This is a genomic window from Sphingopyxis sp. GW821-FHT12F08 (assembly GCF_058806755.1).
The window spans coordinates 784,600-796,967 of record NZ_JBXAQA010000002.1 but is presented as its reverse complement, the minus strand read 5'-3'; the positions used below and the strand labels follow the sequence as shown (position 1 = coordinate 796,967).

The 12,368-nt window shown below is 66.5% G+C and carries 15 protein-coding genes; 10 read left to right on the top strand and 5 right to left on the bottom strand.

Going from position 1 to position 12,368, the window contains the following annotated elements:
• Nucleotides 1-197 precede the first annotated feature (197 nt).
• From AC1RNQ_RS08590 to AC1RNQ_RS08575, 4 genes are all read left to right on the top strand, one after another.
• A complete protein-coding gene (locus AC1RNQ_RS08590; protein WP_493170469.1) occupies nucleotides 198-875 on the top strand; it encodes a cyclic nucleotide-binding domain-containing protein in 678 nt (225 codons plus the stop codon).
• Between the two features lie 310 nt (nucleotides 876-1,185).
• Complete coding sequence (locus AC1RNQ_RS08585) at nucleotides 1,186-1,533, top strand: ArsC family reductase (protein ID WP_493170467.1); 348 nt, start codon at nucleotides 1,186-1,188, stop codon at nucleotides 1,531-1,533.
• Complete coding sequence (locus AC1RNQ_RS08580) at nucleotides 1,530-2,600, top strand: glycerophosphodiester phosphodiesterase (RefSeq protein ID WP_493170466.1); 1,071 nt, start codon at nucleotides 1,530-1,532, stop codon at nucleotides 2,598-2,600. Before AC1RNQ_RS08585 ends, AC1RNQ_RS08580 begins: the two co-directional genes overlap by 4 nt.
• Nucleotides 2,597-3,532, top strand: coding sequence for an aldo/keto reductase (locus AC1RNQ_RS08575; protein WP_493170465.1), 936 nt, complete (start codon nucleotides 2,597-2,599; stop codon nucleotides 3,530-3,532). Before AC1RNQ_RS08580 ends, AC1RNQ_RS08575 begins: the two co-directional genes overlap by 4 nt.
• 16 nt (nucleotides 3,533-3,548) lie before the next feature.
• Here AC1RNQ_RS08575 and AC1RNQ_RS08570 read toward each other — a convergent pair whose 3' ends face one another.
• The 4 genes from AC1RNQ_RS08570 to AC1RNQ_RS08555 form a co-directional block, all read right to left on the bottom strand.
• Complete coding sequence (locus AC1RNQ_RS08570; RefSeq protein WP_493170464.1) at nucleotides 3,549-4,331, bottom strand: dienelactone hydrolase family protein; 783 nt, start codon at nucleotides 4,329-4,331, stop codon at nucleotides 3,549-3,551.
• A gap of 112 nt (nucleotides 4,332-4,443) precedes the next feature.
• The gene (locus AC1RNQ_RS08565) at nucleotides 4,444-4,665 is read right to left on the bottom strand and encodes a helix-turn-helix transcriptional regulator (RefSeq protein ID WP_493170462.1); all 222 of its coding nucleotides are present in this window, start codon (nucleotides 4,663-4,665) and stop codon (nucleotides 4,444-4,446) included.
• Nucleotides 4,658-5,083 carry a hypothetical protein gene (locus AC1RNQ_RS08560; protein ID WP_493170461.1) on the bottom strand — a complete coding sequence of 142 codons (426 nt, stop codon included), beginning with the start codon at nucleotides 5,081-5,083 and terminating at the stop codon, nucleotides 4,658-4,660. The genes AC1RNQ_RS08565 and AC1RNQ_RS08560 overlap by 8 nt, the downstream gene beginning before the upstream one ends.
• Nucleotides 5,084-5,149: 66 nt before the next feature.
• Nucleotides 5,150-5,572 carry a hypothetical protein gene (locus AC1RNQ_RS08555; RefSeq protein ID WP_493170460.1) on the bottom strand — a complete coding sequence of 141 codons (423 nt, stop codon included), beginning with the start codon at nucleotides 5,570-5,572 and terminating at the stop codon, nucleotides 5,150-5,152.
• 125 nt (nucleotides 5,573-5,697) lie between these two features.
• Between AC1RNQ_RS08555 and panB the strand changes: the two genes are divergently transcribed.
• The 6 genes from panB to AC1RNQ_RS08525 all read left to right on the top strand — a co-directional run bounded on the left by panB (nucleotide 5,698) and on the right by AC1RNQ_RS08525 (nucleotide 11,107).
• A complete protein-coding gene (gene panB, locus AC1RNQ_RS08550) occupies nucleotides 5,698-6,561 on the top strand; it encodes a 3-methyl-2-oxobutanoate hydroxymethyltransferase (RefSeq protein ID WP_493170459.1) in 864 nt (287 codons plus the stop codon).
• A 111-nt stretch (nucleotides 6,562-6,672) separates the two neighbouring features.
• Nucleotides 6,673-7,446, top strand: a complete 774-nt coding sequence (locus tag AC1RNQ_RS08545) for a tetratricopeptide repeat protein (protein WP_493170458.1) — start codon at nucleotides 6,673-6,675, stop codon at nucleotides 7,444-7,446.
• On the top strand, nucleotides 7,446-8,777 hold the full coding sequence (locus AC1RNQ_RS08540; RefSeq protein ID WP_493170457.1) for an outer membrane protein assembly factor BamB family protein: 1,332 nt from the start codon (nucleotides 7,446-7,448) through the stop codon (nucleotides 8,775-8,777). Before AC1RNQ_RS08545 ends, AC1RNQ_RS08540 begins: the two co-directional genes overlap by 1 nt.
• A gap of 205 nt (nucleotides 8,778-8,982) precedes the next feature.
• Nucleotides 8,983-10,371, top strand: a complete 1,389-nt coding sequence (der, locus tag AC1RNQ_RS08535; protein WP_493170456.1) for a ribosome biogenesis GTPase Der — start codon at nucleotides 8,983-8,985, stop codon at nucleotides 10,369-10,371.
• A 2-nt stretch (nucleotides 10,372-10,373) separates the two neighbouring features.
• On the top strand, nucleotides 10,374-10,589 hold the full coding sequence (locus tag AC1RNQ_RS08530) for a sulfurtransferase TusA family protein (protein WP_493170455.1): 216 nt from the start codon (nucleotides 10,374-10,376) through the stop codon (nucleotides 10,587-10,589).
• 113 nt (nucleotides 10,590-10,702) lie between these two features.
• Nucleotides 10,703-11,107, top strand: a complete 405-nt coding sequence (locus AC1RNQ_RS08525) for an Hpt domain-containing protein (RefSeq protein WP_493170454.1) — start codon at nucleotides 10,703-10,705, stop codon at nucleotides 11,105-11,107.
• Here the strand turns inward: AC1RNQ_RS08525 and AC1RNQ_RS08520 are convergent.
• Nucleotides 11,101-12,354 (bottom strand): DUF418 domain-containing protein, encoded by a 1,254-nt coding sequence (locus AC1RNQ_RS08520; RefSeq protein WP_493170452.1) that lies wholly within the window; start codon nucleotides 12,352-12,354, stop codon nucleotides 11,101-11,103. The genes AC1RNQ_RS08525 and AC1RNQ_RS08520 overlap by 7 nt on opposite strands.
• Between the last annotated feature and the right edge of the window lie 14 nt (nucleotides 12,355-12,368).

Below are 12,368 nucleotides of genomic sequence, written 5' to 3'. Positions count from 1 at the left end.
GCGCGGGAGGCAAGGATAAGGAAATTAGCATCGGCGGGGCTTTTGCGCACCTATGCTTTTCTTTGCCGCCAAAAACTGATAGTTTGCTATGGTTTTTGGGGCATGCGCCCGGGGGCTGCGCGGCCGGGCGTTCGGTAATCCGTAACCTTATACACTTAGTGACCCTGGTGTAGAGGCCGCATAACGAAAAGATGGATATGGCGAGTTTGGATCCCGCATGGCTGGGGTACGGTGCGCTGCTCGCGGTCCTCGCGACCAGCTTTGCGCTGCGCCTCGTGCATGTCCGGATCGGACTGGCGATCGCCGCGATATTCACGCTGCCGATCGCGCTGTTGCACTGGCCGGGCCCCGGCTACTCCCTGCTCCTGCTCTTGATCCTCGTGGTCAACCTGGGGCAGGCAGTGCGCGGGCGGATCGGCGACAGCCAGATCCGCTTCACGCCCGAGGAACAGGAGCTGCGCCGGCTCCATTTCGACAAGCTGGGCGCGGGCGACGTCCGCCGCCTGATCGACCATGGCCACTGGATTTCGGCGCGGCGCGGCGAGGTGCTGATCCGCGAGGACCAGGCCGCGCCCAGCCTCTTCTACCTTGCCGACGGCACCGCGACGATCCGCCGCGAGGGCGCCGACGTCGGGACGCTGGCCGGCGGCGCGCTGATCGGCGAAGCGACCGTGCTCGACGGCACGCACGCGACGGGCACGGTGCTGCTCGCCAGCAACGCGCGGCTGTGGTTCATGCCCGCCGCCGCGCTGCGCGCCTATCTCGGCGCCAATCCCGACATCGCCGCGGCGCTCCACGAAGGCTTTGCGCGCGCGCTTCGCGGCAAGCTCGCGAGCGCCAACGCCCGCATTGCCGACATGCCGCCCATCGCTTAGGGCCTGAATCCGCGAATTGCGCGTTCGAGGTTTGAAGCGATTTTGTTCAGGGCGAGGAGGCAAGGCGCAGGCATATGTCGATATGTCCAGACTTGCCGACGACGCCCTGGGCAAAATCGGTCAAATCCCGAAGGGACGTCGAAATGGCTTCGATATTGGGTTCGCGCGGCCTTGCGGGTAGCGCCGCTACCCGCTGCAACCGCCCGAACCCAATATCTTCGCCATTTCGACGCCTCGAGCGTGCAATCCGTGGATTCAGGCCCTAAGCTCTGCCGCACTATTGTCATCGGCAGCTTCTAGCGTGGGTTTAATGGCACTGACTCTCTACGGAATTCCCAATTGCGACACGGTGAAAAAGGCACGGCGCTGGCTCGATGCGGTGGGGGTTCCGCACGCGTTCCACGATTTCCGCAAGGACGGGCTCGATCCTGCGAAGCTGCAGTTCTGGATCGACGCGATCGGCTGGGAGAAATTGCTCAACAAGGCCGGAACGACCTTTCGCCAACTGCCCGACGCGGACAAGGCGGGGCTCGACGCGGGCAAGGCAAAGGCGCTGATGCTGGCGCAGCCCGCGATGATCAAGCGGCCGGTGGTCGAGGCCGGCGACGGGGTGAGCGTGGGCTTTTCGGCCGACGAGTGGCAGAAGCGCTTTGCATGATCCGGCGCCCGGCCGCGCTGTTCGCGCTGCTGCTCGCGGCGTGCGGGGCTGACCCGATGGCCGCGCAGGCCCCCACGCTCGACGGCAAGCCGGCGATCCTGATCGCGCACCGCGGCGCTTCGGGGGAGCGGCCGGAGCATACGCTGGAAGCGTACAAGCTCGCGATCGAACTCGGCGCCGACTATATCGAGCCCGACCTGGTGCTGACCAGGGACGGCGTGCTCGTCGCGCGGCACGAGAATGAGATTTCGGAGACGACCAACGTCGCCGACCATCCCGAATTCGCGGCGCGCAAGGCGGTGAAGACGATCGACGGGCAGGAGTATACCGGCTGGTTCACCGAGGATTTCACCCTCGCCGAGCTCAAGACGCTGCGCGCGAAGGAGCGGCTGCCGCAGCTTCGTTCGACCGACTATGACGGGCGCTTCGAGGTGCCGACCTTCGACGAAATCCTCGATCTGCTCGTCGAAGCCAACAAGGGCCGCAAGGTTCCGATCGGCGTTTATCCCGAGACGAAGCATCCGAGCTATTTCACTGGCATCGGCCTGCCGCACGAGGCGGCGCTGCTCGCGGCGCTCGAAAAATATGGCTATCGCGGTCGCGCCGCGCCGGTCTTCATCCAGAGCTTCGAAGTCGCGAACCTGAAAGCGATCCGCGCGACGAGCGACCTGCCGCTGATCCAGCTGATGGACGCCGAGGGCGGCCCCGCCGACGATGCGAAGACCAGCTACGCCGAGATGGCGACGCCGGCCGGCCTGAAAGCCGTGGCGGCCTATGCCGACGGCATCGGCCCGAACAAGGCGATGGTGATCCCGCGCGGCGCGCTCGGCACGCTCGGCGATCCGACCAGCCTGGTCAGGGACGCGCACGCCGCGGGGCTCAAGGTTCATCCCTGGACTTTTCGCCGCGAAAATTATTTCTTGCCGCTGGGCGACAAGACGGGCCTGAACCCGGCGGGGCATGGCGACCTGGGCGCCGAGATTTCGGCCTATCTGAACACCGGCATCGACGGGCTGTTCAGCGATAACAGCCGCGAGGCCGCGACGGCGATGAAAGGCGTAAAATGACCGATCGCCCGCTGGGCCCAAGCGGCCTTTCGATCCGCCCCTTCGTGCTCGGCGGCAATGTCTTCGGCATGACCGCGGGCCGCGATGCGAGCTTCGCGGTGCTCGACCGCTTCGTCGAACGCGGCGGCGGCATGATCGACACCGCCGACGTCTATTCGGCGTGGGTCCCGGGGCACACGGGCGGCGAGTCCGAGCGCATGATGGGCGCGTGGCTCAAGGAAAGCGGCGCGCGGGGCGACGTGCTGATCGCGACCAAGGTCGGGATGATGCCGGGCGGCCTCAAGCCCGACCGGATCCGCGACGCGGTGCAGGGGTCGCTCGATCGGCTCGGCGTCGAGGCCATCGACCTTTATTTCGCGCACAAGGACGATCCCGACGTGCCGCTGGACGAGGTGCTCGGCGCCTTCGCCGAGCTGCAGGATGCGGGCATCGTGCGCGCGATCGGCGCCTCCAACTATTCGGCCGACCGGCTCGCCGAGGCGCTGCGCGTCGCCGATGAGAAGGGCCTGCCGCGCTTTACCGCGATGCAGCCCGAGCTAAACCTGCTGGACCGTTGGCAATATGAAGGCGCGCTCCAGGACCTGTGCGTCGCCGAGGGGATCGGCGTCATCACCTATTTCAGCCTCGCTTCGGGCTATCTGTCGGGCAAGTACCGCAGCCTCGACGACATCGGCCATCGCGCGCGCGGGCCCCGCGTCAAACCCTATATCGAAGGCAAGGGCCCTGCGATGCTTGCGGCAATGGACGCTGTCGCCGCGGAAGCCGGCGCAACGCTGTCTCAGATCGCGCTCGCCTGGGTCGCGGCGCAGCCGGGCGTGACCGCGCCGATCGCCAGCGCGACGAGCGTCGAACAGCTCGACGAGATCATCGGTAGCGAGGATGTGACGCTGAACGAAGATCAGCTCGCGGCGCTGACGGCCGCCGGGAACTAGATTCACCGTAGCGGGCCTAGTCCAGCGCGCAGCTTTGGCCGCTGATCGCGCGCTCGCTCAGAAACGCATCGATCGCCGCGAGCGCGTCGGCGTGCGCCCTGGCATCGAAATCCTTCTCGATCTTGGGACTGGCGGGGTCGTCGACCGGGTGCGCGACGTCGAAGCGATGCTTGGCGCCCGGATAAAGTTTGACGACGAACGGATATTCGTCGTTCTTCACGCGCCCCTCCGCCAGCGCCTCGAGCCTCTTCGCGGGCGCGGTGCCGTCGCCGGTGCCTTGCAGCGCGAGTACGGGCATGCGCTGCGGCCAGGGCGAGGGCTGGCCGCCGACCGAGGGATAATAGACGATCGCGGCGCGGATGCCGCTGTCGGTGCCGCTGGCGCTCGACGCCAAGGTCAGCGCGCCCTCGCCGCCGCGCGACCAGCCGACGACGAGGCCGGGGCAGCGCATGTCGAAGCGCCCCTGCTCGCGCAATCGGCGCAGCGCATCGACCGCGATCGCGGCGCGCTTCTCGCCCGCCGAACCCGCGGGGTTCAGCCGCTTGAGCGCGAAGTCGTCGTCGATGATCGCGACGTCGATGCCGCGCTGGTTGAGGAAGGTCGCGAGGTCGGCATATTGGTTGCCGGGAACCAGCGCGCCGATCCCCGCCGCGCGCGGGAAAAAGATCGCCCAGGGCCGCGGTTTCGTTGCGGTGTCGACGGTCTGGAGGCGGATGTCGGCGGGAAGCGGCATCGTCATCTGCGTCGCCGCGGGAGCGGCGATCAGCACGGCCGATAGAAGCAACGCAAGGCGGCGCATCGGGGCACTCCTTTCGAGAGGCCATATTACGCCGCTTTCGCCTCGGTGCCAAATGGAGGTGCGGCCCCGGCCCCGGGGAGAGCCGGTGCCGCACCCGCGCGGCCGCGCTGTCTCAGCTCTTGCCGTCACTCCACTGGAACACCGCTTCGAGTGGCTTGTCGAAGGTGCGCGCGATGCGGAAGGCGACTTCGAGCGAGGGCGAATATTTACCCTGTTCGATCGCCGCGATCGTCTGGCGGGTCACCCCGACCCGGTCGCCGAGCTCGCCCTGCGTCATCTCGCCGGCGAGGAAGCGTAGGGTGCGGATGTCGTTGGTGAAGGGAAGACTAGCCATGCCAGCCCCTCCGGTAGCTGACGAGCACGACGACGCTGTTCACCAGTTCGGCGAAAACGATCGCGAACAGGCCGGCGTTCGCCAGCGGCACCCCGCGCTCGACGAAGGGCATATAGACCCCGACGACCATCATCCCCACCAGCAGTACATAATAGGCCGCGGTGGCGCCGCGCCGGCGGATCGCGCGGTCGCGTTCGTCGGCGCGCGCCCGCTCGGACTTCGGTGCCTGCGCCGACAGGATGATGGTGCCGACGATGACGGTGACCGCATGCGCCACGGCGATCGATCCGAACAGCCACAGCATCGGAAACACCTCGCGCCCGGCGGGATGGCCCGAGAGGAGAAGCCCGAAATAGAGGGTGTAGGCGGCGACCATCGCGATGACGTTCAGCCAGGCGGTCTTTTCACGGAAGTTCATTTGGTGGTCTCCGGTATCGGCGCCGGCAAGCTGCCGGGCGGATTCGAGGATCGCGGGGGACATGGCTCAATAGCCCCGGCGATAGAGGTAGAGCTGGGTGCCGATGCGCACGAGTTCGGCCACGACGAGCGTCGCGAGCATCATGTTGAGCTGCTGCGCCTGGCTGACCCCCCAGAAGATCAGGAAGATGTTGACCCAGATACCGACGACGAGCGGATAATAGGCATAATGCGTGCCGCGCATGTGGAAGCCGCGGTCGCGCTCGTCTTCCTTGACGTCGACTTCGCCGCGGTTGCGGATCGCGAGGAAGGCCGTGGCCACCGTCATCGCGACGATGATCGCGATGGTGACGGGCACGAGCAGCCCGGCGGTCGCCCACACGCCCGCCGGGGTGTCGGCGATCTGCCAGGGATAGACGAGGAAATACCAGCCGAACGCGGCGGCCATCGTCACCAAGGTGACCCAGTGAATCTTCTCGCGGAACGCCATTTCGAACTCCATGTCATATGATTCGAACTCTATGTATAATATTTTTAACATAGAGTCAAACAGGGATGACATGACATGGCTTTGCGGCTTTCGCGCCGGGGCATAAGCCGCTAAGCCGCCGCCCCATGTCCACCATCTCCAAAACGCTCACCTTCGACACGTCGACGAGCCGCGCCAACCCGACGCCGCAGCCGATGAAGCGCCTGACGGTGCCGCGGATTCGCCAGCGCAAGGGCGGCGAACCGATCGTCATGCTCACCGCCTATACGGTGCGCCAGGCGCAGCTGCTCGACCCGCATTGCGACATGCTGCTGGTCGGCGATTCGCTGGCGCAGGTGATCTACGGCCTGCCGCACACCGTCGGGGTGACGATGGACATGATGGCGCTGCACGGCGCCGCCGTCGTGCGCGGCAGCTATCATGCCGCCGTCATCGTCGACATGCCCTTCGGCAGCTATGAGGGCAGCCCCCAGCAGGCGTTCGACAATGCCGCGCGGCTGCTCAAGGAAACCGGCGCGGCGGCGGTGAAGGTCGAGGGCGGCAAGGTGCTGGCGCCGACGATCGAGTTCCTGACCCAGCGCGGCATCCCGGTGATGGGGCATGTCGGGCTGACCCCGCAGGCGGTGAATATCCTCGGCGGCTATGGCGTCCGCGGCAAGAGCGAGGAGGAAGCGCGGTCGATTGTCGAGGATGCGGTCGCCGTGGCGCAGGCCGGCGCCTTTTCGATCGTCATCGAGGGCGTGCTCGAATCGATCGCAATCGAGATCACGGGAAAGGTCGATTGTCCGACGATCGGCATCGGCGCATCGGCGCAATGCGACGGCCAGGTGCTGGTCACCGACGACATGCTCGGCATGTTCGAACGCGTGCCGAAGTTCGTGAAACGTTATGGCAATATGGCCGATGTCGTCACCGGCGCGGTCAAGGATTATGCGGCCGAAGTCAGGTCCCGTTCATTCCCCACCGAAGAACAGATCTACGCCGGATAAGCGGCGCGAAGCGGTGGCGCCCGGCCGAGTGAAAGGCTTGGCCTTTTCGGGCGCCGTCGCTAAGGAAACCACCGGCCGCGCCGTCGCGCGGCCCGGACATGGAGGATATGCGTGGCGCTGAGCCCGACGAACAACGCGGCCCTGATGCAGGAAGTGGACGACGCCGTCCGCAAGGACCGGCTGGACAATATCTGGCAGCGGTTCGGGCGCTGGATCGTCGTGGGCGTGATCGCGGTGCTGCTCGCCTTCGGCGGCTACCTCTATTGGGGCCATAGGCAGGAGGAAGCGCGCGGCGAGAATGCCGAGCTGCTGCTGGGCGCGCTCGACAAGGCGAAGGCCGGCCAGCCGACCGCGGCGACCGCCGAGCTCACCAAGCTCGAAGCCGACGGCGGCGACGCCTATCGTGCCGCAGCGCTGTTCCAGCAGGCGAATATGAAGGCCGAGCGCGGCGACGTGAAAGCCGCCGCGGCGCTGATGGCCAAGGCTGCCGCAGACACCAAGCTCGACCCGTCGCTGCGCGACCTGGCGCTGCTGCGCCAGACCGCGTTCGAGTTCGACACGCTGAAGCCCGAGGTGGTGATCGCGCGGATGAAGCCGCTGGTCGACGCCAAGGATCCGCCGTCGAGCTTTTTCTCGAGCGCTGCCGAGCTGAGCGCGATCGCGCATTACCAGCTGGGCCAGTATAAGCAGGCGGGGGCGCTGTACGGCCGCATCACCGATGCCCCGAACCTGCCCAAGTCGCTGCAGTCACGCTCGGCGCAGATGGCGGGCATGCTGGGCGTCGACACCGTCAAGGATCGCGCGGCCGAGAGCGCCGCCAAGGACAAGCAAGCCGGGGTCGCGCCCAAGACGGCCACCGCCGGACCAGCTGAGGAAAAGAAATAATGCGTAAAGCCAAATTTGCCGGCGCGGCGCTGATCGCCCTGTCGCTCGCCGGTTGCGGCGTGTTCAAGGGCGACGGCGGGCCGAAGACCCCGACCGTCGGCGAGCGTGTGTCGATCCTGTCGAACGACAACAGCGTCAAGGTCGATGCCGCCACCGCGTCGGTCGCGGTCGTGCTGCCCGAACCGCAGGTCAATGCGAACTGGGCGCAATCGGGCGGCAACGCGTCGAAATCGATGGGCCACCCGGCGCTCGGCGCGTCGCGCAGCCAGATCTGGACCGCGAGCATCGCGGGCGGCAACAACAAGCAGCGCCTCGCCTCGTCGCCGGTCGTATCGGACAACCGCCTGTTCGCGGTTGGCACCGACGCGGTCGTCTATGCCTTTTCGGCCGACACCGGCGCGGCGCTGTGGCGCGTGTCGATCGGCAGCACAGGCAAGGATTTCGAGGATTCGCTGTTCGGCGGCGGCGCGTCGGTCGACGGCAATGTCGTCTATGCGACCAGCGGCGTCGGCGACGTCGCCGCGCTCAATGCGACCGACGGATCGGTGCTGTGGAAGGTCAAGCCCGCGGGGCCGCTGCGCGGCGCGCCGACGATTGCCTTCGGCGGCGTCTATGTGATCAGCCAGGATAACCAGATCATCGCGCTGAACGCCGCCAATGGCGCGGTGCTGTGGCAGGCGACGGCGTCGCTCGAGGCGGGCAGCATCTTCGGCGCGGGTTCGCCCGCCGCCGGGCAGGGCACGATCGTCGCCGGCTTCTCGTCGGGCGAGGTTCAGGCCTATCGCTACGAGAATGGACGCGACCTGTGGGAAGACGCGCTGGCGCGCACCTCGATGGCGCTGTCGGTGTCGACTTTGTCCGACGTCGACGCCGATCCGGTGATCGACCGCGGCCGCGTCTTCGCGCTGGGGCAGGGCGGGCGCATGGCGAGCTATGAACTCGTCACCGGCCAGCGCAGCTGGGAAATCTCGATCGCGGGTATTTCGACGCCCTATGTGGTCGGCGAGTGGGTCTATGCGATGACCGACGATGCCAAGCTGCTGTGCGTCGCGCGCGCGACGGGCAAGGTCCGCTGGATGCAGCAACTCGCGCGATTCCGCGTCGAGACCGAGAAGAAGAAGAAGGACCCGATCCGCTGGACCGGCCCGATCCTGGCCGGCGGCCGGCTGATCGCGGTGAACAGCGAGGGCCAGCTTGCGGAATTTTCGCCCACCGACGGATCGGTGATCACGACGACCGAGTTCGAGACGCCGCTGTCGCAATCGCCGATCGTCGCGAACAATGTCCTCTATATCTTGGCGGACGACGGGCGCATCACCGCCTGGCGCTGATCAGGTAAGCAGAATTTTTGATCCGTTCGTGCTGAGCCCCTCGACTGCCTTGCAGTCGCTCGGGAGAGCCTTGTCGAAGCATCGTTCTTCTTTTCGACGTGGAAAGAAAGAACGGCCCTTCGACAAGCTCAGGGCGAACGGTTAGATATGGGTGTGTGTTCCGTGCTGGACTTGGCTCGGAGCAAGGAAAAATAGGAATTATGAGATGGCGCGATCCGCAACGATCGCCATTGTCGGCCGGCCTAATGTCGGCAAATCGACGCTGTTCAACCGGCTCGTCGGCAAGCGCCTGGCGCTGGTCGACGACCAGCCCGGGGTGACGCGCGACCGGCGCGAGGGCGACGGCGAACTGCTGGGCTTGAAGTTCACCATCGTCGATACCGCGGGTTTCGAGGATTATGATGCCGCGACCCTGCCCGGGCGGATGCGCGTGCAGACCGAAAAGGCGGTGCGCGAGGCCGATGCCGCCTTGTTCATGATCGATGGCCGCGCGGGGGTGACCCCGCTCGACGAGGAAATTGCGCGCTGGCTGCGCAGCGAGGACACGCCGATCATCCTGCTGGTCAACAAGGCCGAGGGCAAGCAGGGCGAGAACGGCCTGATGGAAAGCTATTCGCTCGGCTTCGACAATCCGGTCGCATTGAGCGCCGAGCATGGCGAGGGCGTCGTCGACCTGTTCGATGCGCTGCGCCCGATCGTCGAGGGCTTCGACACCGAAGCCGAGGCCGCCGCGCCGCCGGTGGTCGAGGGCGAGGAAGACGAGGACGCGCCGCTCGGCCCGATGAAGCTCGCGATCGTCGGGCGGCCGAACGCGGGCAAATCGACGCTGATCAACCGCATGATCGGCGAGGACCGGCTGATCACCGGACCCGAGGCGGGGATCACGCGCGATTCGATCCGCGTCGACTGGCGTTGGGAAGACGACGGCGAGGTCCACGAGATCCAGCTGTTCGACACCGCGGGCATGCGCAAGCGCGCCAAGGTCGTCGACAAGCTGGAGAAATTGTCGGTGATGGACGCGCTGCACGCGGTCGATTTCGCCGAGGTCGTGGTGCTGCTGCTCGACGCGACCAAGGGGCTGGAGGCGCAGGATCTGCGCATCGCCGACAAGGTGCTGCAGGAAGGCCGTGCGCTGATCGTCGCGCTCAACAAATGGGACGTCGCCGAGGATCCTTCGTCGCTGTACAACGGCGTGCGGGGTGCGCTGGACGACGGGCTCTCCCAGGTCAAGGGCGTGCCGGTGCTCACCATCTCGGGCGCGACGGGCAAGGGGATCGACACGCTGGTGCGCGTCGCCTTCGAACAGCGCCAAATCTGGACCAATCGCGTCTCGACCGCGAAGCTCAACCGCTGGTTCGAAGGCGCGGTCGAAAACAACCCGCCGCCGGCACCGGGCGGCAAGCGCATCAAGCTGCGCTACATCACCCAGGCGCGGACGCGTCCGCCGACCTTCGTCGTGTTCGGCACGCGCACCGATGCGCTGCCGGGCAGCTACGAGCGCTATCTGGTCAACGGCATGCGCAAGGAACTGGGGTTCCAGGGCGTGCCGGTGCGACTCAACTTCCGCAACTCGCGCAATCCCTATGACGAGTGATGATGGTTGACGATTTGGCGGCGGTGACCGTCGATGCGCGGGGAATGCGCTGTCCCTGGCCCGCGCTGCGGCTGGCGCGCGCGATGCGGGCCGCTTCGGCGGTGATGCTGCTCGCCGACGATCCGCAGGCCGGGCGCGAGATTGCGGCGCTGGCCGCCGAACAGGGCTGGTCGGTCGCCGCGGAGGCGGACGATCGCTGGCTGGTCCGCCGCAGCTGACCCAAAACGGGCCGCATTCGGTTCGGCTTCCCGAATCGTAACGGCCTTTTAACCGGGTTCGCGGCATGACGGGTGCGGGACCACGGACCAAATTACTGCCAAGGGACAAACGAGTGGACGATATCCTGGTCGATTGGGATGAATTCCGCGCGACGCGCACCCAGCTCGGGGCCGCCTTCGTGCGGATTTTGGGCTATTTTCGCGAGGACGGCACCAAATCGGTCGCCGCGATCGAGGAAGCCATGCGCGCTCGCGACGCCCGCGGCCTGGTGATGCCCGCGCACACGCTGAAGGGCGAATCGCGCCAGTTCGGTGCCGAAAAGCTCGCCGAGCTGGCCGAGGATATCGAAACTTTCGCGCGTCACTGCGTCGAGGCGCAGATCAGCCCCGAGGAATATCTGCCGCGCGTCGTCGAATTGCGTCCGCTGTTCGAAAAGACGCTGGCCGAGCTGGAGCGCGAAGCCAATCCGCTCGTCCAGCGCCGTCCTTCGGGCTTCGGCCGCGCCGTCGGTTACTGAGCGGGCGCAACCTTCCGCATCGGCTGGAGCGACCCGCGCGCGAGGCTGCGCCACAGCCATTCGAGCGGGCCGTAGCGGAAGCGGTCGAGCCAGGGCTTCGACCAGAGCAGCATGACCGCCCACATCGCGATGCAATAGAGATAGAGCGTCCAGCGGCCGACGTCGCCGAACAGCCCCAGCCCGTAGCCATAGAAGATCGTCGTCATCACGATGCTGGTGCCGAGATAGTTGGAGAAGGCGGCGCGGCCCGCCGCGGCGACGCGCGCGATGAAGGGGCTGGTGGCCGCCTGCCGGATCAGCAGCACGAGCAGCGCGGCATAAGCGATCGTCATCATCAGCCGCCCGGGACCGGCCCAGGCCATGAACGCGTTGACCGCGACGATATAGTCGAAGCCCGAGCGCCACTGGATCCAGCCGACGATGAGGGTCAGCAATATGCCCGGCGGCAGCCAGCGCAGCGCGGTGCGGCGATAGGCTTCCAAGGTCCATGACCCGGTGAGGAAGCCGTTGCGGAACAGCGCCATGCCGAGCATCATCAGCGGCAGCGTTTCGAGCATCGTCATCAGCACGCCGACGACGGGATTGGCGGCGCTGCCCAGCCGCTCGTCGAGGATCGGCCGATAGGGGCCGCGGTAGAGTGCGAGTTCGTCGGTCACTTCCTGGTCGATCTCGCCATATTCCTCGAGCAGGTCCTGGCCCGCTTCGGCCATCGGCGAGGCGGGGTTGTCGGCCTGCGTGGCGACGAACAGCTGTGCGCCGAAGAAGAGCGAGGTCAGCACGACGCCGAGGGTGAACAGGCCGAGCGCCCATTTGATCAGCCGCCGTGCCTCCCATTTGCGGAAACCGAAGGCGATGCAGCCGACGCTCGCATAGAGGAAGAGGATGTCGCCCCACCAGATGAAGAAGAAATGGCAGAGGCCGAACACCCCGAGCCACGCCATGCGGCGGTAATGGACCGCGCGGGCGCTCTGGCCGTTCGCTTCGGCGCGGTCCACGATCAGGAGCATGCTCGCGCCGAACAGGATCGAGAAGAGCCCGCGCATCTTGCCGTCGAAGAGCAGGAAGCCGAGGCCCCACGCGGCGATGTCCGACGGGGTTTCGCCGCCATAGGCCTGGGGCGAGACATAGGCCATTTCGGGCATCGCGAAGGCGACGATGTTCATCGCCAAAATGCCCATCACCGCGAAGCCGCGCAGCGCGTCGAGGGTGATCAGGCGGTCGGCTGGAACTTCTCGATCGTCGCGCATATGCCCTCCACTGT